The sequence below is a fragment of the Ectothiorhodospira variabilis genome, assembly GCF_022227625.1.
GTDB lineage: Bacteria > Pseudomonadota > Gammaproteobacteria > Ectothiorhodospirales > Ectothiorhodospiraceae > Ectothiorhodospira > Ectothiorhodospira haloalkaliphila.
Map to the genome: position 1 here is coordinate 358385 of NZ_JAJNAO010000001.1, position 19560 is coordinate 377944.

The window sequence follows — 19560 nt, forward strand, 5'->3', positions numbered from 1 at the left end:
CTGGAGGCGGTCTATCGGACGATGCCGTCGCACGCTGCATGATCATCCATGCATGATGTTGCCACACAACCCGCGCACTGCCGCAGCTCCATCACCCTTGATCAGCGGCAATACGTGCAAGGAGATCCACAATGTCCGCCCCGATACACCTGGTCTGGTTCAAACGTGATCTTCGCGTTGATGATCATGCCCCGCTCTGCCAGGCGGCAAAGAACGGGCCCGTGTTGCCACTTTATATCGTGGAGCCGGGCTATTGGGATGAGCCGGATACCAGTCGTCGGCACTGGGATTTCATTCGCGCCAGCCTGCGGGATCTGGACCGGGGCTTGCGCGAGCTCGGACAGCCGCTGATCTTACGTGAGGGGGAGGCCGGGACGGTGCTCGACCGGCTGTGCGAGGAACTGCCGATTGCGGCGGTCCATAGCCACCAGGAGACCGGTAATGGCTGGACCTTCAATCGGGATCGGGCGGTCACCCGCCGACTGCGGGAGCGTGGCATCCCCTGGCATGAGTATCGTCAGCATGGCGTGGTTCGCCCGCTCCGTAGCCGCGATGGCTGGGCGGCGCAATGGGAGCAATTGATGGGCGAGCCTGTGGCCGCACTCCCCGAATCGCTCACACCCTGCCATGGGGTGGTGGGCGGCATCGAGACCTTGCCGGATTGCCCGGCGGGTGTGGCGGCGGATCTTCCCATATCGCTTCAGGCGCCCGGGCTGGAGGCCGGTCATGCCGTCCTGCGGGGCTTCCTTGAGGCGCGCGGCCAGCGGTATGCCGGCGGCATCAGCAGCCCGGAAAAGGCCTGGACGGCCAGTTCACGGCTGAGCCCGCACCTGGCCTATGGCACGCTGTCGCTGCGTCGGGTGTTGCAGGCCACCCGGGAGCGCAAGGCCCAGGTGGGTGAGATGCCTGCCGGGGATCGCCAACGCACGGCCTGGCAGCGTTCCCTGCGTCAGTTCGAGGAACGGTTGCATTGGCACTGCCACTTCATGCAGAAGCTGGAGGATCAGCCCTCCATCGAGTTTGCCAATCTGCACCGTGCCTGTGACGGTCTGCGCGAGGACGCGTTCGACGTGGAGCGCATGCGGCTCTGGCAGCAGGGTCTCACGGGATATCCCCTGGTGGACGCCTGCATGCGTGCGCTACGCGACCATGGCTGGATCAATTTCCGCATGCGCGCGATGGTGGTGGCCTTCGCCTCCTATCACCTCTGGTTGCACTGGCGCGAGCCGTCACTGCACCTGGCCCGGGTTTTCACCGACTACGAGCCCGGCATTCACTACAGTCAGATGCAGATGCAATCCGGCACCACGGGCATCAACGCCCTGCGCATTTACAATCCGGTGAAGCAGTCGGTGGATCAGGACCCGGAGGGTCGTTTCATTCGCAAATGGGTGCCGGAACTGGCGCGGGTGACGGGGGACTGGATCCACCAGCCATGGCGCATGCCGGCGGCGCTGCAGCGTGAGTTTGGTTGTCGCATCGGCCACGACTATCCGGCGCCCATCGTGGATCATGAGCAGGCGGCGCGAGAGGCCCGCGCGCGCTTCAAAGGGGTACGTGGCGAGGCGGCATCGCGCCAGGAGCGTGACGGCATCCAACAGCGCCATGGTAGCCGTCGCCGACCCTCTGCACGCACCACCACCCGACGCACCCCGCCCGCTCCCGGTCAGCTCGATCTCTTCCCCGAAACGGACCGCTGAACGAGGGACGGCCACCGCTTCCCAATGCGGGTTACTTGTGCCTCAGCCATGCCTCCGCCCGGGTTAAAATGCTCCCGTCGGCGAGTGCATGGCTGTGCGGGGGAGACATGAAGCACCTGATGCGTCACCCTCTGATCTGGCACCGTGGCAGCACTGAAGAGGCAGCACAATGAAGAGGAAATATACGATGAAGATCCATTCCACTGGCTTGATTGCTGCCCTGGTGATGGCCTTGGCGCTGCCGATGGCTGCTCAGGCCGACTGGGCGGATCGTCTTCGCGGAGCCTTGCCGGGCGGCGACGCCGAAAGGCCTGCATCGGGGCAGGTGGAGGGCCTGAGGGAGTTGCTCGGCAGCAGCAGTGATCACGCCGTATCCGCAGCTTCGCAAAGTGGCGGGTTCCTGGACAATCCGGGCATCAAAATCCCCTTGCCCGGGGTGCTGCAAGACGCACAGAGCCTGCTGAGTCGCCTGGGCCTGTCGCAGCAACTCGACGATCTGGAAGCGGCCATCAATGAAGCAGCGGAGCGGGCCGCGCCGGCCGCGCGCCCCATCCTGGCCGAGGCTATCCGGGATGTGCGCTTCGAGGATGTGCAACCCATCCTGGGGTCCTCCGATGGGGCCACTCGGCATCTGCAGGATCGACAGGGAGAGCGGGTCACTCAGGCCCTGCTCCCCGAGACCCGGCGCGCCCTGGAAGAGACTGGCGCCACCGAGGCGCTCTCCCGTCTCATCGACCGCGTCGGCAACCGGCTGCCGGGGATGAGTGGGCTGCGGGATTTCGACCTGGATGCCTACGTGAACGACAAGACCGTGGAGGGCCTGTTCGAACTCATGGCGGAACGCGAGGGCATGATCCGGGAGGACCCGGTGGGGCAGGGCGGTCAGATGCTCAGACACCTGTTCGGGCGGTAAGCGGCGACGGAGGGCGCAGACTGATGAACTATTCCCAGATCCTTGAGGCCTTGAACAAGGCGTCCCTTTTCGAACTCTACCGTCTCCAGCAGGCCATTCAGCGGAACCTGGAAGACCCTCAAAGGATCCTGCAGATTCGGCGTGCGCTGAAGGTGGGGCAGGAGATCGAGTACTTTGATGCACAGCAAAACCGCCTGATCGAGGCCAGCATCATCGAATTGAAAACCACCAGGGCCCTGGTGGCCGACCGCCACGATGGCCAGCGCTGGAGCATCCCGCTCCACTTCATCAACCTCGATGGCGCCGATGTGGCCATCTCGAATCCCGGCGGCAAACTGGACCGAAATACCCTCCGGATCGGTGACAAGGTGGCCTTCAAGGACCGCAAGGGAAACGAGCTGTTCGGGGAGGTGACCAAGCTGAACCCGAAGACAGCCGGTGTGCAGGTAGGGGCGACGCACTGGAGGGTCGCTTATGGCCTGTTGTCGTCGATTATCGAAGGCGAGGCGGGGGGCGAATCGAAGGTCATCGGCGGGCATGTGCTGCCCAAGTCATGACCGGCCATGTCGACCACCGAGCCGGAAGACGTTCACTCGACTGGTTGCCAGCTCTGCGGGCGGACCGTGGAGCATCTGACGCGCCACCATTTGATTCCGCGGGCCCGTCACCGGAATCGGCGCAACAAGCGGATGTTCGATCGTGTGGAGGTGCGGGAGCGGGTCATCTGGGTCTGCCGCCCATGTCACAGCCAGGTTCACCGGGTACTGGATGAGAAAACCCTGGAGCGGGAGTACAACACCCTGGAGGCCCTGCTCAGCCACCCGGACATCAGCACGTTCACCCGCTGGATTGCCAGCAAGCCGGATGGCTTCAAGCCGAAAGGTGGGCGGCGGAGATGATTTCGGACAACCATGCCGATTCTGAATGATCCGGGCAGGCAAGGGGCTCAAGCAGGTGAAGACAAAGCGTGTCGGGTGCAACTCGATGACATGAGATCCGACCCAAACACAGTGCCTGCAGCACACGCAAAAGACGTGCGGCGCTCACATCCGCTCGTAGTTTGCGAGCGCCCAGGGGCTTCCCGGTCAAGGAAGGAATGGTGGCTGTCAGGCAGAGGGTCCCGGGTTGGGTCCTTTGGCCTGCCCCTGGTCGACCCCTGTGGACCGGATCACCGCGGCAGCCAGTGCCTCGCCGCTGTCGAAGGCCGCTTCCACTCGGGCGCCGAGGGCCCAGTCGCCGCAGGCGCCGATCCGCTGTTGGGCATCCCACAGGCATGGCGTTCCGGCCGCCTGTTCCACACGGGCATACAACCAGCGGTGAACCTGCCAATGGAACGGTTGCGCCTTGCCCACAATGGCGCGCAAGGCCTCCAGCAGGGGTTCGCCCAGTTCCTCGGCAGGCGTGTCCACATGGGTCCGTGACCATTCGCTGCCGGCGTGGGCCACCACAGTCTCAGGCTCGGTGTCCCGCCCCGGCTTGGTGGCATTGCGGGCGATCCATGCCAACGGCCCCTCGGTGGGCTCGAATGCCACATCGGGCAATGAGAGGGGGTGATCGAACGCGGCCATCAACGTGATCGTGGGGGCGTAGCGCACCTGCGCCATCGCCGGGAACTCGATCCCCGCGGTGGCGGCCAGGGTGATGGCCTGGGGTGCGGGAATGGCCAGCAGCACGGCGTCGAAGGGTTTTGCCAGGGCCTCATGATCCGGTCCTGGCTCGGTGTGCAGTTGCCAGCCCTCCGGACGGTGTTCCAGATGTGTGATCCGGCAGTTGCGATGAATGCTCAGGCCGCGGGCCATGGCCCAGGCCGGCGCGGTCATGCCGGGGCAACCGACCAGTCGGTCTGGTCCCCATTCCGCGACGACCCCCTCCTGCTGCCAGCCTCGCACGTATGCCTTCAGTGACTCGCCTCGCGCAGTGAAGTATTGCGCCCCGTGATCGAATCGCAATGCGTCGGCATGGCGGGTGGCCATGCGCCCGCCCAGGCCCCGACTTTTTTCGAGCACCGTGCAGTCATGCCCCTGGTCTGCCAGGCGTCGTGCGGCAGCCAGTCCGGCCATACCGGCACCAATGATCGCAATACGGTTCATGGGCAGGCCTCGAATACCAGTGATGTCATCATTTTCTCGCAGGTTATCTCCGACGCCGTATCCCCTGACAGCGGTCCCTCTGGCGCTATTTGAGCCCCGGTGGCTGCGCCAGCTCCCAGAGCCGATCCAGGTCCAGGTCCGCTTCCAGTTGGTCGGCAAAGGCATTCAGCGTGGCGTCCACGCGTTCAGCGTAATTGAGCCCGGAGGTTTTTGCACCCAGGCCTTCCAGCCAGTGGCGGCGGAAGCCGTCGGCAGCGAAGAGGCCGTGGACGTAACCCCCCATGATGCGCCCGTTGGCCGATCGGGCACCTTCGGGGCGGGTGCCTTCGGTGTCCTCAAGGATCAACCAGGGAGTCTCCAGGGCGGGGCCGGCGGTGCGGCCCATGTGCATCTCGTAGCCGGTGAGGGCCTCGCCGCTGAGCCGGTCGCGGGCGTCCAGGTCCAGCAGGCGCTTGTCGCCGGTGAGGGTGGTTTCCATGTCCAGCAGGCCCAGGCCGGAGGTATCGCCGGCCGGTCCCTCGATCCCTTCGGGGTCGCGGATCACCCGACCCAGCATCTGGTAGCCGGCACACAGGCCCACCACGTGGCCGCCATGGCGCACATGAGTGTGGATGTCATGATGCCAGCCTTCCCGGTAGAGGCATTCCAGGTCGCTGCGGGTGGCCTTGGAGCCGGGCAGCAGGACGACGTCCGCATCCCGGGGCAGGGGCTGGCCCGGTGGGATCCAGCGCACGTCCACCCCCGGTTCGGCGGCCAGGGGATCCAGGTCGTCGAAATTGGCCACCCGGGGCAGGCGCGGGACGACGATGCGAAGGCCGGGACCTGAACTTGAATGTTGCTGGTCCAGGGCCAGGGAGTCCTCCTGGGCCAGACGGGCGGCGCCGTCGAACCAGCGGATCAGGCCCAGGTTGGGCCAGCCGGTGGCGCGGGTCATGTCCTCGGCAGCGGGGGCGAAGACGGCCGGATCGCCGCGAAAGCGGTTCACCAGATAACCCTGGACGCGGGCCCGTTCCGAGGTAGTCCACAGCTGGTGCGATCCCAGCACGGAGGCGGTGATGCCGCCCCGGGCATCTTCGCCCAGCAGGATCACCGGGATGTCCGCTGCTTCGGCCAGGCCCATGTTGGTGATGTCCCGGGCCCGCAGATAGCGTTCCGAACCGCAGCCGGCCCCTTCGATGAGCACCAGGTCCGACTCGGCGGCCAGGCGGTGCAGGCTGTCCACCACGGCGGGCAGCAGGTCCGTCTTCATGGTCTGATAGCCGGCAGCGGACCAGGTGCCGAGCACCCGGCCCCGCAGCACCACCTGGCTGTCCATGTCGCTTTGGGGCTTGAGCAGTACCGGGTTCATATGGACCGAGTTGGGTGCGCCACAGGCCAGGGCCTGCAGGGCCTGGGCCCGGCCGATCTCGCCGCGCACCGGTGTGCCATCGGCCCGGGGCGGCGCATCCGAGTCCACCGTGACCGCCGCGTTGTTGCTCATGTTCTGGGCCTTGAAGGGGCGCACGGTCAGGCCGCGCCGTGTGAAGGCCCGGCACAGGCCGGCCACCACCAGGCTCTTGCCCACATCGGCATTGGTGCCCTGGATCATGAGCACCCGGGCCATGTTCAGCTTAGATGTCATCGCGCCAGCGCCAGCAGTGCGTCCAGATCCAGGTTGTCCTCGCAGTGATCCGCCAGGGCTTCCAGGGCCGCCTCGACGCGGGCCTCGTAGTCCAGGGTGGAGGCCTCGGCTCCCACGCGGCGCAGCCAGTGAGCGCGAAAATCATCATTGCCGAAGATGCCGTGCACATAGGCGCCGGTGACCCGACCATCGGCAGACATGGCGCCTTCAGGCCGGGGCTTGCCCTGTTTGTCCTCCAGCATCAGCCAGGGGCGATCCAGGCCGGCGCCGTGGGTGCGGCCCATGTGCATCTCGTAGCCGGTGACACGACAGCCACTGGCTTGATCCCTGGCATCCAGGTCGATGAGTTGTTTCTCGCCGCTGATCTCGGTCTCCACGTCCAGGAGCCCGAGCCCCGGTGTCTCGCCGGGCTCACCCTCGATGCCCTGGGGGTCGCGTACCACACGGCCCAGCATCTGGAATCCGGCGCACAGGCCCACCACGCGCCCGCCCTGGCGCACATGGGCCAGGATGTCGATGTCCCAGCCCTCGCGGCGCATCACTTCAAGATCCGCGCGGGTGGACTTGGAGCCTGGCAGGATGACCACATCGGTTTCCCGGGGGATCGGCGTGCCGGGTTTCACCCAGTTCACGCTCACGCCCGGTTCGGCCGCCAGGGGATCCAGATCGTCGAAATTGGCCACCCGGGAGAGCTGCGGTACGGCGATGTTGAGACCGTGTCCCTCACCTTCCGCCGGTCGCTCCAGGGCCAGGGAGTCCTCCGCCGGCAGTCGTGAAGCGGATTCAAACCAGCGCACCACACCCAGCCAGGGCCAGCCGGTGCGCTGGGTCATGAGTTCGCAGGCGGGCTCGAACAGGGAGAGATCGCCCCGGAACTTGTTGATGATGTAACCCACCACCCGGGCATTTTCATCGTCGTTGAGCAGGGCATGGGTGCCCACGATGGCCGCCAGGGCACCGCCGCGATCGATGTCGCCCAGCACCACCACGGGCAGGTCGGCCAGTTCCGCCAGCTTCATGTTGGTGATGTCGGACTTGCGCAAGTACACCTCGGCACCGCTGCCGGCACCCTCCACCAGCACCAGGTCCGCCTGGGCGGCGGTGCGGTGAAAGCTGTCCAGCACCGCCGGCAGCAACTGCGGCTTCATCTTGTGGTAGACCTTGGCGCGGCAGTTGCCGAGCACCCGGCCGCGCAGCACCACCTGGGAGCCGATGAGGGTCTGGGGCTTGAGCAGGACCGGGTTCATGTGGATGGAGGGTTCCACGCCGCAGGCCCGGGCCTGCAGCGCCTGGGCCCGACCAATCTCGCCCCGGGGTACCTGGCCGTCGGCTCCCGGCGGCAGGTCGCTGTCGGCGGTGACGGCGGCGTTGTTGCTCATGTTCTGGGCCTTGAAGGGTCGCACCTTCAGGCCCCGTCGCGCATAGGCCCGGCACAGGCCGGCCACCAGCAGGCTCTTGCCCACGTCCGAGCTGGTGCCCTGGATCATCAGCGCCTTCGCCTGGCGCGGGCCGGCCTGGGGCAGGGCAGGGAAGTCGATGGGGGCAGTAGGGTCATCGATCACGGGGTTTTTCCTCAGCGGACAGAAAAAGGGCGCCCATGGGGCGCCCTTTACAATTGCGGATCAGGTTAGAGCAGGTCAGCCCGAGGGGTCAGGCGTTTTCCTTGATTTTCTCCTTGATCTTGGCGTCATCCAGGCTCTCTTCAAGCTGCTGATCGCCACCGCCGCAGATCTTCACCTGGGACGGATCCATCTGCGTGGCCTCGGCAGCCGCACCGGCCTTGGCGGGCTTGCCGCCGCGCTTGCGGGCCGGGGCGCTCTTCCACTTCACGATCTGCTCTTCCAGCTGGGCGTCCGGCTTGACCAGCTTGCGGGAGTGGTCGAACTTCCAGTCCACCGTCTTGCGGGACTGCGGGCCCCAGTAACCGGCCTTGCCCAGGTCGTAGAAGCGACGCTCGAAGGCACTCTTCAAGAAGGCCTTGAGACAACCCAGCAGGTACTTGCGACGCAGCGGGTTGCGCTCCCAGGGATAGCCCAGGAAGGCCTTCTTCATGTAGAAGCGGCGATAGTTGTGCATCACCCGGTCCAGCAGTTCGCCCCGGGTCATGGCCGCGGGTTTCATGATGGGGGTGACGAAGTTGTACTTGGCAAAGTCGTGGATCTCCACCTTGTCGCCCATCTCGGTGTACAGATCCGAGAAGGGCCAGGGGGTGAACATGGCCCAGTTGGCCATGTCGGGATTCCAGTCCATGCACAGCTTGAAGGTCTCTTCCAGGGTCTCGGCGGTCTCGTTCTCCAGGCCGACGATGAACTGGGCCTCGGTGACGATGCCGGCATTGCGCAGCAGTTCGATGGCGCGCTTGTTCTGGGCCACCGTGGTTTCCTTGACGAACAGGTCCAGGTTGAGCTGTGCCGCCGCCTCGGTGCCCAGGGAGATGTGCACCAGACCGGCCTTGCGGTAGAAGGGCAGCAGATCCTCGTCGCGCATGACGTCGGTCACGCGGGTGTTGATGCCCCAGAGCACGCCCAGGTCGCGGTCGATGAGTTCCTGACAGAACTCCACGAACTTGGCCTTGTTGATGGTGGGCTCTTCGTCGGCGAGGATGAAGAAGCCGACGCCATGCTCCTTGACCAGGATCTCGATCTCGTCCACCACCTTCTTGGGATCGCGCACCCGGTAGTCACGCCAGAACTTCCACTGGGAGCAGAAGCTGCAGGTGAAGGGGCAGCCGCGTGCCATGTTGGGGGTGGCCACCGGCACGCCCATGGGGATGTAGATGTATTTCTTCCAGTCCAGCACGCCCCAGTCGGGGATGATGGAGTCCACGTCCCGGATGGTGGGGGCGGCGGGGGTTGCCACCACCTGATCGTTTTCCACGTAGGCAATGCCGCGTACTTCGCTGCGGGCCTCGGGCCAGCGACCCTCGTCCACGGTGCGCACCAGGTCCAGGGTGACGGCTTCGCCTTCGCCTCGGATGATGGCATCGATCCAGGGGGCTTCAGTGAGCACCTGCTGGAACATGAAGGTGGCGTGGATGCCGCCCAGCAGCGTGACCGCATTGGGGCAGGCTTCCTTGGCAATCTTGAGGGTTTCCTCCGCCTTGTAGATGGCGGGGGTCACGGCGGTACAGGCGATGATATCCGGCTGGGCTTCGGCGAAGATCTTGCGCAGATCCTCGTCGGAGATCTCGTCGGTCATGGCATCCACGAAGGTGTAGTCCTCGTAGCCATGAGTCTTGAGATACCCGGCCAGGTAGGCCACCCAGGCGGGTGACCATTTACCGGCGATTTCGGCGCCACCGGAATGGTAGTTCGGATGGACGAAGAGGATTCGCATACGTACGCTCCCGCGAAAAGGATTCATCGCCCCCGCCCGGCGGGCGGAGACGAACAATACAGGCGGGGCAGATTCCTTGGGTCCCCGGATCGCTTGATCCTACCCGCGCGTTTTAAAGACTGTCAACCTCGGTGGACAGTTGGGTATCCTGGCCCTGGCTTCACCTGATCTCCGTCAATCAGTCTCCCCTTGCGGCCCACCACGCCGGGGCTCGGCATCCTCGGGCAGGTCCACCTGATAACGGGTCTGCTCGTGACCGTCCCAAAGCACCGGTCGCTCCAGCCATTTCTGGATGAAGCTCCACGATTGAAGATAGCCGTTATGGGGCAGGTTGCAGGGGCTGCAATCCTTGCGTCGCATGCCGTGGCGGTCGGTGATCACGCGGTAGGGGCCGGGGCATTCGTAGGCAATCAGGGGGCAGTAACAGAACAGGCAATTGAATTCGCGTTTCACCCCCTGGTGGCAGGGCATGAACGGGCAGGCGTCGTTGGTGAAACCCTTGAAGGCCTCGTTTCGGGTGCTGTCTTTGGGTTCCATGTTGAACTCCGGTCCCCGGGATCGGGGAAGTTGGGTCTTCGGCCAGTGGGCACTGAATGCTCGCTGCCATGGTCTATGCTCAGTAAACGTCCGGCACGGTATCTTAACGGCTTGCCGGTGTGGGGTCCGCCTGCACAATCCTGAGGCAAAAACCCGGGTATGCACAGGAACTGCGCGCCCGGGTCAGCGTCCAACTCAACAGACGAGCCACGGGCCACGCTTTGAGAAGGCCCGGGCATCCCACCCACGATCCCATGCAGGCTGTCCCCATCCGGGCCCCGTTCGCGACGGGGCAGCCTGGTGACTCGGGTGCGACAATTGCTGACTGTGGTATCTCCCTTGCATGGGGAATGCACAGTGAGATCGGACTCCAACAAGGGGGTGATTGCGATGGATTCGGCCGAAGCCTTGATTGCTCAGTATGCACGTTCCTATCAGAAGCGGCAGGAGGCCGACATGTCATTGAGTGAGTACCTGGAAGGATGCCGGGACGACCCCATGCGGTACGCCACTGCCGCCGAGCGCCTGGTACAGGCCATCGGTGAGCCGAAGGTTGTGGACACCGCCAAGGACGAGCGTCTGGGTCGTATCTTCATGAACCGCACCATCAAGGTGTATCCCGCATTCGAGGACTTTTACGGGATGGAAGAGACCATCGAGCGCATTGTGGGTTTCTTCCGCTATGCGGCGCAGGGCCTGGAGGAGCGCAAGCAGATCCTCTACCTGCTCGGGCCGGTGGGGGGCGGCAAGTCGTCCCTGGCGGAGCGGCTCAAGGCGCTCATGGAGAAATTCCCCATCTACGTGCTCAAGGCCGGTGATGAGGTATCGCCGGTGTTCGAGAGCCCCCTGGGGCTGTTCGATCCCGCCATGGGGCAGGATCTGGAAGAGCGTTTCGGGATTCCCCGTCGGCGCCTGAGCGGGCTGATGTCCCCCTGGGCGGTGAAGCGCCTGGACGAGTTCGGTGGCGACATCTCCCGATTCTCCGTGGGACGCATGTACCCCTCCCGGTTGCGGCAGATCGGCGTGTCCAAGACGGAACCCGGCGACGAGAACAACCAGGATATCTCGTCGCTGGTGGGCAAGGTGGACATCCGCAAGCTGGAACTCTACAGCCAGAACGACACCGATGCGTACAGCTACTCCGGCGGCCTGAACCGGGCCAACCAGGGCATCCTCGAATTCGTGGAGATGTTCAAGGCCCCCATCAAGATGCTGCACCCCCTGCTCACCGCCACCCAGGAAGGCAACTACGTGGGCTCGGAGAACATCGGTGCCATCCCCTATCAGGGGATCATCATGGCCCACTCCAACGAATCGGAATGGCAGGCCTTCAAGAACAACAAGAACAACGAAGCCTTCATCGACCGCATCTCCGTGGTCAAGGTGCCTTACTGCCTGCGCATGAACGAGGAGACGCGGATCTACGAGAAGCTTATCCAGAGCAGTGAACTGGCCGATGCTTCCTGCGCTCCCGCCACCCTGGACATGCTGGCCAAGTTCTCGGTGCTCACCCGTCTGCGTCAGCACGAGAACTCCAACCTGTTCTCCAAGATGCGGGTCTACAACGGCGAGAGCCTCAAGGATACCGATCCCAAGGCCAAGTCCATGCAGGAATACCGGGACATGGCCGGCGTGGACGAGGGCATGGATGGGGTGTCCACCCGCTTCGCCTTCAAGGTGCTCTCCGAGACCTTCAACTATGACACCCGCGAGGTGGCGGCCGACCCGGTGCATCTGCTTTACATGCTGGAGCAGTCCATTCGTCGCCAGCAGTTCCCGGAGGAAACCGAACGGCGTTATCTGGAGTTCATCAAGGCCGAGTTGGCGCCACGGTACGCGGACTTCATCGGCAACGAGATCCAGAAGGCCTATCTGGAGTCCTACAGCGACTTCGGGCAGAACCTCTTCGAGCGTTACGTGGCCTATGCCGATGCCTGGATCGAGGACCATGACTTCAAGGATCCGGACACCGGTCAGCTTCTGGATCGTCAGTCCCTGAATCAGGAGCTGACCAAGATCGAGAAGGCCGCCGGCATCGCCAACCCCAAGGATTTTCGTAACGAGGTGGTCAAGTTCGCGCTGCGTTCGCAGGCGGCTCAGGGCGGCAAGATGCCCTCGTGGACCTCCTACGAGAAGATCCGCGAGGTGATCGAGAAGCGCATGTTCAGCCAGGTGGAGGACCTGCTGCCGGTGATCAGCTTCGGGGCCAAGACGGACTCGGAGATGGAGCGCAAGCACAACGATTTCGTGCAGCGTATGGTGGAACGCGGCTATACCGAACGCCAGGTCCGCCGGTTGGTGGAATGGTACATGCGAGTCAAGCAGGCAGGCTGATCAAGCCCCGTCTGCGGGAGGTGCGCCCCCTGTGGTGAATATCGTCGACCGCCGTCTGAACCCCAAGGACAAGAGCCTGGCCAACCGCCAGCGCTTCATCGGCCGTGCCAAGCGTCAGATCCTGGACGCGGTGCGGGATGTGTCGTCGCGTCGCAAGGTGGCGGACATCGGTCAGGGCGGGGAGGAGATCAGCATCCCCGCCGACGGCCTGCAGGAGCCCAGCTTCCGCAAGGGTACCGGCCGTGGCGTGCGTGACCATGTGGTCCCGGGCAACAAGGAGTTCGTCGCCGGAGACACCATCGCTCGACCCGAAGGTGGCCAGGGGGGCGGTGGCCGTGGCGGCAGCCCCCAGGGCGAGGGGGAAGATCCGTTCCAGTTCACCGTGAGTCAGGACGAGTTTCTGGATCTTTTCTTCGAAAACCTGGAGCTGCCCGACCTGGCGCACACCCAGGTGACGAAGGTGGAGCGTCACGGCATTCAGCGCGCCGGTTATTCCGTGTCCGGTTCGCCCTCCAATCTCAATCTGGCACGGACCATGCGCAATTCCCTGTCCCGCCGCCTGGCCCTGCGTCGTCCCAAGCGGGAGGAGACCCGCGCCCTGGACGAGGAGATCGACCGCCTGGAGCGCACCGGCAAGGAGCCCGAGCGGCTGCGGGACCTGATCCAGATGCGGGAGGAAGTCACCCGGCGGACCCGGTCCATCCCCTATATCGACCCCATCGACCTGCGCTACAACCGGTTCACCCCGGTACCCCGGCCCATCTCCCAGGCGGTGATGTTCTGTCTGATGGACGTCTCCGGTTCCATGACCGAGGACATGAAGGATCTGGCCAAGCGCTTCTTCATGCTGCTGTATCTGTTCCTGCAGCGGCGTTACCGGCATGTGGACATCGTCTTCATACGCCACACGCACATCGCTCAGGAGGTGGATGAGGACACCTTCTTCTACTCCAGGGAGACGGGCGGCACCCTGGTGTCGCCGGCCCTGGAGGAGATGCGCAAGGTGGTGGCGGATCGCTACGACCCGGCGGACTGGAACATCTATGCCGCCCAGGCCTCCGACGGGGACAACACCCCCGCTGACAACCCGGCGGTGCTGGAGATGATGGAGTCGGTGATCTTGCCGGTGTGCCGGTATTTCGCCTACATCGAGGTGGCCGAGGACCGCGGCTGGGAGATGACCACGGACCTGTGGCAGGTGTACGAGCGCCTGGCAACTTCCGGACGCCCCCTGGCCATGCGCAAGGTGCGCAACCGGGGAGACATCTTCCCGGTCTTCCGGGACCTGTTCACGCCGGTGGAGTTGAGAAGGTAGGTGCCCGCTGTGGTGGGAGAGGGCCGAATGACCGGACAATCAGGAGACCAGATACCATGAACACCATCACTGATGATGCCTGCTTGCTCTACACCGGCGCCGACTGGGATTACGCCCTGATCAAACGGGCCCACGACGCCATCGAGCGCATCGCCGTGGACGAGATGGGCCTGGATCCCTATCCCAGCCAGGTGGAGGTGATCAGCTCCGAGCAGATGCTGGATGCCTATTCCTCCATGGGCATGCCCCTGTTCTACCGTCACTGGTCCTTCGGCAAGCACTTTGCCCGCGACGAAATGTATTACCGCAAGGGCATGACCGGTCTGGCCTACGAGATCGTCATCAACTCCAATCCCTGCCTGTGCTACATCATGGAAGAGAACACCATGACCATGCAGACCCTGGTCATGGCCCATGCAGCCTTCGGGCACAGCCATTTTTTCAAGAACAATCACCTGTTCAAGTCCTGGACCGATGCCGAGGGCATACTGGACTACCTGGATTTCGCCAAGTCCTATGTGGCCCAGTGCGAGGAACGCTACGGACGCTGGGAGGTGGAACGGGTGCTGGATGCCGCCCACGCCCTGATGTCCCACGGGGTGCACCGTTACCCGCGTCGACAGCCACTGAATCTGGTGCAGGAAATGCAGCGCAAGCGGGACCGGGCCCGCTACGAGGAACAGACCTTCAACGACCTGTGGCGCACCTTGCCGCGTCGTGGTGACGAAGATGAGGAGCCTGGCGCCCAGGATGTGAGTGCACGTCATCAGGCCCTGGGTCTGCCCGAGGAAAACCTGTTGTATTTTCTGGAAAAACGGGCCCCCAAGCTGGAGCACTGGCAGCGAGAGATCCTGCGCATCGTGCGCATGGTGTCGCAGTATTTCTACCCGCAGAAGCAGACCAAGGTGATGAACGAAGGCTGCGCCACCTCGGTGCACTATCACATCATGAACCGGCTGTACGAGACCGGGCAGGTGACCGAAGGGGCCTTCATGGAATTCCTGCACCAGCACACCAACGTGGTGTTCCAGCCGGAATTCGACGACCCGCGCTTCTCGGGCATCAACCCCTATGCCCTGGGCTTCAACATCCTGCAGGACCTCAAGCGAATGTGCCTTGCTCCCACGGCAGAGGATCGGCGCTGGTTCCCGGACATCGCCGGCAACGGGGATTTCCTGGGCACCTGGAAGCACGCCTGGGCGGAATATCGGGACGAGAGCTTCATCCTGCAGTTCCTGGGGCCGAAGGTGATGCGGGACATGCGTCTGTTCGCCGTTCATGACGACGCGGCCGAGCCCCACCTGAAGGTGGAGGCCATCCACGACGATGCGGGCTACCGGGAGGTGCGCCGGGCCCTGTCGGCCCAGTACGATCTGGCCCGGCACGAGCCGGACATCCAGGTGGTGGACGTTGACCTGGCGGGGGATCGCAAGCTGATCCTGGAGCATCGTGCCCAGGATGGCCGTCTGCTGGAGGAAAAGGACGCCCGGCGCGTGCTCCAGCACCTGGCCAATCTGTGGGGTTATGCCGTGCGCCTGTACGAGGTGGATGCCCGCACGGATACGGTGATCAATGAGTTCGTGGACGTGGAGCCCACTCAGCCCTGATGGCGGTCTGAGGGATTCAGCCAGTCCCTGGGCTGGAGAAATCGTTCCACCAGTTCCGCCTCGGGGCTGCCCGGCTGCGGCTGATGGTTGTATTCCCAACGCACCAGCGGTGGCATGGACATGAGGATGGACTCGGTGCGCCCCCCCGACTGCAGACCGAACAGCGTCCCCCGGTCGTAGAGCAGATTGAACTCCACGTAGCGTCCTCGCCGGTACAGTTGGAAATCCCGTTGCGATGGGGTGTACGGCGTGTCCTTGCGGCGCTCGACGATGGGCCCGAAGCCATCCAGATAGCCATCCCCCACCCGCCGGACAAACTCGAAGCAGCGCTCGAAACCCCAGGCATTCAGGTCATCGAAGAACAGGCCGCCCACCCCTCGTGATTCGTTGCGGTGCTTCAGGAAGAAGTACTCATCGCAGCCCGCCTTGAACCGCGGGTAGACATCCTCCCCGAAGGGCTCACACACCCGTCGGGCGTTCTCATGCCAGTGCACGCAGTCGGCCTCCACGCCGTAATAGGGCGTGAGATCGAAGCCACCGCCGAACCACCACACCGGCACCTCGCCGGGCTTCTCGGCCAGGAAAAAACGCACGTTGGCGTGGGAGCTGGGCACATGGGGGTTCAGGGGGTGGATCACCAGCGAGACACCGGTGGCCTCGAAGCTGCGTCCGGCCAGTTCCGGTCGTCGCGCGCTGGCGGTCTGCGGCAGGCGGGCGCCGCGCACGTGGGAGAAGTTGACCCCTGCCTGTTCGAAGACTGCACCGCCCTTGAGCACCCGGCTGCGTCCACCGCCACCCTCGGCACGTTCCCAGCGATCGTCCACCCAGGGGGCATGGGGGTCCACTTCCGCCAAGTGCCGGCAGATGTGTGCCTGCAGGTGACGGAAGTAGTCCAGGATGGGCGTGAGTCGGGGCGCGTCGCTCATGATCCCTGTTCAGTCATGTCAGCCATCCCGAACGATGTCTCCCGTGACCAGGTCCCTGATCTCGCTGGGTTTGTCACGGCCTCCGGTATCACCTTCCAGGATGGTGTCCAGCAGTTTGCCCAAGGTCTGCTGCACGGTGTGCGCGTCCCGGGCCGGGGGCTCTCCGGAGCGGTTGGCGCTGGTGGAGACCAGGGCACGACCGGCCTGGTGGCAGAGGTCCGCGGCCAGGGGGTGATCGGTCATCCGCACGGCCAGTACGTCCCGATCCCCGGTGAGCCAGGGGGGCACGTCGGGGCGGCATGGCCATAGCCAGGTGACGGGGCCCGGCCAGGTGGCCATGGCCCGCGCCTGGAGGGCTGCCTCCACGGGACGCAGAAAGGGCGCCAGCTGGGAAAAATCAGCAGCGATGAGGATCAGTCCCTTGTCCGGCAGGCGGTGTTTTGCGGTCAACAGACGGTGCACCGCCAGCTCATTACGCGGATCGCAGCCCAGCCCGAACACGGCCTCGGTGGGGTAGGCCACCAAGCCTCCACCGCGAATCATGGCGGCGGCGTGCTGCACGTCCCGGGTCAGTCTGGCCATTCCCGTTGCCTGTGATCAGGTGCCGCTGGAGACGCCGGCCGTGCTGTCCTCGGCCGATTTCTTGCCTTGACGGGTGCTCGCTTTCCCCGTGGACGCCTTGGCCTTGGTGCCGCTGCCCGTGGACTTCTTGCTGGTGCTGGCGGTCTTGGCCTTGGTGGTGGACTTGCTGGCGGCCTTCGTGGCCGTCTTGCCGGTGTCCGACGATGCTTTCGAGGCCTTCTTCGTGGTGCTCGCCTTGGTCGTGGTTTTCTTGGTGGTGGCTGCCTTCTTGGTCGCCGCCTTCTTGGCCGGGGCCTTGCGACCGCGACCCTTCTTTTCAGGCGCGGCGGCGAGCAGTTCCTGGCATTGCTCCAGGGTCAGGTCCTTGGGTTCCTGATCCTTGGGAATGCGGGCGTTCTTGGCACCGTTGGTGATATAGGGGCCATAGCGGCCATTGAGCACCTGGATCCCTTCTTCCTCGAAGGTCTTGATGAAGCGGTTGGCGTCGATTTCCTTCTTCTCGGCCACCAGTTCCAGGGCACGGGGCAGTTCGATGGTGTAGGGGTCGTCTTCCTTCTTCAGGGAGGCATAGCGATCCCCGAATTTCACGTAGGGGCCAAAACGGCCAATGTTCACCAGCACCGGTTCCCCTTCCGGGGTCTCGCCCAGTTCGCGGGGCAGCTTGAACAGGGCCATGGCCTCGTCCATGGTGATGCTGTCCATCTTCTGTCCGGGGCGCAGCCCTGCAAAACGGGGCTTTTCCTCGTCGTCCTTGGTGCCGATCTGCACGAAGGGCCCGTAGCGGCCCATGCGCACCGAGACGGGTCGGCCCGACTTGGGATCGGTGCCGATCTCCCGGGCCTGCACGGCCTCTTCCCGGGTGACCGAAGCGTCCTTCTCCTTGACCTGTTCGTGGAACTGGTCCCAGAACCGTTCCATCACCGGCACCCACTCCTTCTCGCCCCGGGAAATCTCGTCCAGTTCATCCTCGAGCCGGGCCGTGAAGTCGTAGTCCACGTACTGGGTGAAATGCTGGGTGAGGAAGGTGTTGACGATGCGGCCGATGTCCGTGGGTATGAACCGCCGGTTCACCAACTCGGCATATTCCCGCTGCAGCAGGGTGCTGATGATGGAGGCATAGGTGGAGGGACGTCCGATGCCATGCTCTTCCAGGGCCTTCACCAGGCTGGCCTCGGAGTAGCGCGGCGGGGGTTCGGTGAAGTGCTGATCCGCCTGCACGTCCCGCAGGTCGATATCCTCGCCTTCCTTGAGTTCCGGCAGCAGGCGCTCGTCGCTTTCCACCTTGGTGTCATCCTGGTCTTCCCGGTACACGGCCATGAAGCCCGGGTCGCGCACGGAGGAACCGGTGGCCCGGAAGACGTGATCGGCGCTCCCCGCCTGCAGATCGGCCGCCACGGTGTCCAGGGTGGCATGGATCATCTGGCAGGCCACGGTGCGTTTCCACACCAGGTCGTAGAGCCGGGCCTGGTCCTGGGAGAGATGGGATTTCACCTCGTCGGGCAGGCGCTGCACCGACGTGGGACGGATGGCCTCATGGGCCTCCTGGGCGTTCTTGGACTTGGTCTTGTAGATGCGCGGGCTATCCGGCACCTTCTGCTTGCCGTAACGCTCCTCGATCAGCCCCCGGATTTCCTGAATGGCGTCATTGGACAGGGTGAAGGAGTCGGTCCGCATGTAGGTGATCAGCCCGATGGGCCCGCTGCCCAGGTCGATGCCCTCATACAACTGCTGGGCCACACGCATGGTGCGGCTGGCGGAGAAGCCGAGCTTGCGCGAGGCCTCCTGCTGCAGGGTGGAGGTGGTGAAGGGGGCGGCCGGGTTGCGGCGCCGCTGTTTCTTTTCCACCTTGGCCACATGCAGGCGACCGTTCGCGGACGACAGCAGGATTTCGCGGGCCTTCTGGGCATCGGCCTCGTTGTTGATGTCGAACTGTTCCAGCTTCTTGCCCGCATAGACCTGCAGCCGGGCCGTGAAGCCTTCGGCGTCCTTGGCTGCATGGGCATCCACCGTCCAGTACTCCTGGCTGACGAAGGCCTCGATCTCCTGTTCACGCTCCACGATCATGCGCAGGGCCGGGCTCTGTACCCGTCCGGCGGAGAGGCCGCGCTTGATCTTCTTCCACAGCAGCGGCGAAAGATTGAAGCCCACCAGATAGTCCAGGGCGCGGCGCGCCTGCTGGGCGTTGATCAGGTCGTTGGACAGGCCACGGGGGTGCTCAATGGCCTCGCGCACCGCCCGCTGAGTGATCTCGTGGAATACCACCCGCTGGGCGTCCTTGCCCTTGAGCAAGCCCCGTTCGTTCAGCAACTCGTAGAGATGCCAGGAAATGGCCTCTCCTTCGCGGTCGGGGTCAGTGGCCAGAATCAGGCTGTCAGCCTTTTTCAGGGCCCTGGCGATGCTCTCCACATGCTTTTCATTGCGTTCGATCACCTGGTAATTCATGCGGAAACCATCTTCGGTATCCACAGCGCCCTCCTTGGGCACCAGATCACGAACGTGACCATAGGAAGCCAGTACCTCGAAATCGTTTCCGAGGTACTTCTTGATGGTCTTGGCCTTGGCGGGCGATTCGACGATGACCAGGTGCTTGCTCATGTCC

15 protein-coding genes are annotated in these 19560 nt (G+C 64.2%); 7 read left to right on the plus strand and 8 right to left on the minus strand.

Annotated elements, in window-relative coordinates; all coding sequences use genetic code 11:
- The first annotated feature begins 131 nt into the window (after positions 1-131).
- From LPW30_RS01630 to LPW30_RS01645, 4 genes are all read left to right on the plus strand, one after another.
- Entirely contained in the window at positions 132-1700 is a 1569-nt protein-coding gene (locus tag LPW30_RS01630) for an FAD-binding domain-containing protein (protein ID WP_239679903.1), read from the plus strand.
- 187 nt (positions 1701-1887) lie between these two features.
- A complete protein-coding gene (locus LPW30_RS01635; protein WP_239679904.1) occupies positions 1888-2613 on the plus strand; it encodes a DUF4197 domain-containing protein in 726 nt (241 codons plus the stop codon).
- Positions 2614-2636: 23 nt separating this feature from the next.
- Positions 2637-3170, plus strand: a complete 534-nt coding sequence (locus tag LPW30_RS01640; RefSeq protein WP_238624705.1) for a hypothetical protein — start codon at positions 2637-2639, stop codon at positions 3168-3170.
- 6 nt (positions 3171-3176) lie between these two features.
- Positions 3177-3512 carry a hypothetical protein gene (locus LPW30_RS01645; RefSeq protein WP_025280327.1) on the plus strand — a complete coding sequence of 112 codons (336 nt, stop codon included), beginning with the start codon at positions 3177-3179 and terminating at the stop codon, positions 3510-3512.
- 207 nt (positions 3513-3719) lie between these two features.
- On the opposite strand, the gene LPW30_RS01650 is transcribed toward LPW30_RS01645, so the two are convergent.
- The 5 genes from LPW30_RS01650 to LPW30_RS01670 all read right to left on the minus strand — a co-directional run bounded on the left by LPW30_RS01650 (position 3720) and on the right by LPW30_RS01670 (position 10197).
- Positions 3720-4703: an NAD(P)/FAD-dependent oxidoreductase gene (locus LPW30_RS01650; protein WP_025280328.1), complete on the minus strand. Its 984-nt coding sequence runs from the start codon at positions 4701-4703 to the stop codon at positions 3720-3722.
- A gap of 85 nt (positions 4704-4788) precedes the next feature.
- On the minus strand, positions 4789-6324 hold the full coding sequence (locus tag LPW30_RS01655) for a cobyric acid synthase (protein WP_239679905.1): 1536 nt from the start codon (positions 6322-6324) through the stop codon (positions 4789-4791).
- Positions 6321-7811 (minus strand): cobyric acid synthase, encoded by a 1491-nt coding sequence (locus LPW30_RS01660; protein ID WP_239680007.1) that lies wholly within the window; start codon positions 7809-7811, stop codon positions 6321-6323. The genes LPW30_RS01655 and LPW30_RS01660 overlap by 4 nt, the downstream gene beginning before the upstream one ends.
- A gap of 163 nt (positions 7812-7974) precedes the next feature.
- Complete coding sequence (gene bchE, locus LPW30_RS01665; RefSeq protein WP_025280331.1) at positions 7975-9660, minus strand: magnesium-protoporphyrin IX monomethyl ester anaerobic oxidative cyclase; 1686 nt, start codon at positions 9658-9660, stop codon at positions 7975-7977.
- A 174-nt stretch (positions 9661-9834) separates the two neighbouring features.
- A complete protein-coding gene (locus tag LPW30_RS01670; protein WP_025280332.1) occupies positions 9835-10197 on the minus strand; it encodes a cysteine-rich small domain-containing protein in 363 nt (120 codons plus the stop codon).
- Positions 10198-10587: 390 nt separating this feature from the next.
- Between LPW30_RS01670 and LPW30_RS01675 the strand changes: the two genes are divergently transcribed.
- Genes LPW30_RS01675 through LPW30_RS01685 form a run of 3 tightly spaced genes read left to right on the plus strand, consistent with a single transcriptional unit; the run spans position 10588 to position 15453 of the window.
- Positions 10588-12531, plus strand: coding sequence for a PrkA family serine protein kinase (locus tag LPW30_RS01675; RefSeq protein ID WP_025280333.1), 1944 nt, complete (start codon positions 10588-10590; stop codon positions 12529-12531).
- A gap of 31 nt (positions 12532-12562) precedes the next feature.
- Positions 12563-13846 carry a YeaH/YhbH family protein gene (locus tag LPW30_RS01680; protein ID WP_025280334.1) on the plus strand — a complete coding sequence of 428 codons (1284 nt, stop codon included), beginning with the start codon at positions 12563-12565 and terminating at the stop codon, positions 13844-13846.
- 56 nt (positions 13847-13902) lie between these two features.
- A complete protein-coding gene (locus LPW30_RS01685) occupies positions 13903-15453 on the plus strand; it encodes a SpoVR family protein (protein ID WP_025280335.1) in 1551 nt (516 codons plus the stop codon).
- Here the strand turns inward: LPW30_RS01685 and hemF are convergent.
- Genes hemF through LPW30_RS01700 form a run of 3 tightly spaced genes read right to left on the minus strand, consistent with a single transcriptional unit; the run spans position 15444 to position 19556 of the window.
- Positions 15444-16379 carry an oxygen-dependent coproporphyrinogen oxidase gene (hemF, locus tag LPW30_RS01690; protein ID WP_239679906.1) on the minus strand — a complete coding sequence of 312 codons (936 nt, stop codon included), beginning with the start codon at positions 16377-16379 and terminating at the stop codon, positions 15444-15446. The two genes, LPW30_RS01685 and hemF, sit on opposite strands and share 10 nt — an antisense overlap.
- An 18-nt stretch (positions 16380-16397) precedes the next feature.
- Positions 16398-16961, minus strand: a complete 564-nt coding sequence (tsaC, locus tag LPW30_RS01695) for an L-threonylcarbamoyladenylate synthase type 1 TsaC (protein WP_025280337.1) — start codon at positions 16959-16961, stop codon at positions 16398-16400.
- Between the two features lie 15 nt (positions 16962-16976).
- Positions 16977-19556: a DNA topoisomerase I gene (locus LPW30_RS01700; RefSeq protein WP_239679907.1), complete on the minus strand. Its 2580-nt coding sequence runs from the start codon at positions 19554-19556 to the stop codon at positions 16977-16979.
- Between the last annotated feature and the right edge of the window lie 4 nt (positions 19557-19560).

What these genes read in the sequence shown, in the direction of transcription:
- LPW30_RS01685 (WP_025280335.1), top strand. Translation starts at nt 13,903, where the DNA reads ATGAACACCATCACTGATGATGCCTGCTTGCTCTACACCGGCGCCGAC.
- LPW30_RS01630 (WP_239679903.1), top strand. Translation starts at nt 132, where the DNA reads ATGTCCGCCCCGATACACCTGGTCTGGTTCAAACGTGATCTTCGCGTT.
- hemF (WP_239679906.1), bottom strand. Translation starts at nt 16,379, where the DNA reads ATGAGCGACGCGCCCCGACTCACGCCCATCCTGGACTACTTCCGTCAC.
- LPW30_RS01640 (WP_238624705.1), top strand. Translation starts at nt 2,637, where the DNA reads ATGAACTATTCCCAGATCCTTGAGGCCTTGAACAAGGCGTCCCTTTTC.
- tsaC (WP_025280337.1), bottom strand. Translation starts at nt 16,961, where the DNA reads ATGGCCAGACTGACCCGGGACGTGCAGCACGCCGCCGCCATGATTCGC.
- LPW30_RS01645 (WP_025280327.1), top strand. Translation starts at nt 3,177, where the DNA reads ATGTCGACCACCGAGCCGGAAGACGTTCACTCGACTGGTTGCCAGCTC.
- LPW30_RS01700 (WP_239679907.1), bottom strand. Translation starts at nt 19,556, where the DNA reads ATGAGCAAGCACCTGGTCATCGTCGAATCGCCCGCCAAGGCCAAGACC.
- LPW30_RS01655 (WP_239679905.1), bottom strand. Translation starts at nt 6,324, where the DNA reads ATGACATCTAAGCTGAACATGGCCCGGGTGCTCATGATCCAGGGCACC.
- LPW30_RS01660 (WP_239680007.1), bottom strand. Translation starts at nt 7,811, where the DNA reads ATGATCCAGGGCACCAGCTCGGACGTGGGCAAGAGCCTGCTGGTGGCC.
- bchE (WP_025280331.1), bottom strand. Translation starts at nt 9,660, where the DNA reads ATGCGAATCCTCTTCGTCCATCCGAACTACCATTCCGGTGGCGCCGAA.
- LPW30_RS01670 (WP_025280332.1), bottom strand. Translation starts at nt 10,197, where the DNA reads ATGGAACCCAAAGACAGCACCCGAAACGAGGCCTTCAAGGGTTTCACC.
- LPW30_RS01675 (WP_025280333.1), top strand. Translation starts at nt 10,588, where the DNA reads ATGGATTCGGCCGAAGCCTTGATTGCTCAGTATGCACGTTCCTATCAG.
- LPW30_RS01650 (WP_025280328.1), bottom strand. Translation starts at nt 4,703, where the DNA reads ATGAACCGTATTGCGATCATTGGTGCCGGTATGGCCGGACTGGCTGCC.
- LPW30_RS01635 (WP_239679904.1), top strand. Translation starts at nt 1,888, where the DNA reads ATGAAGATCCATTCCACTGGCTTGATTGCTGCCCTGGTGATGGCCTTG.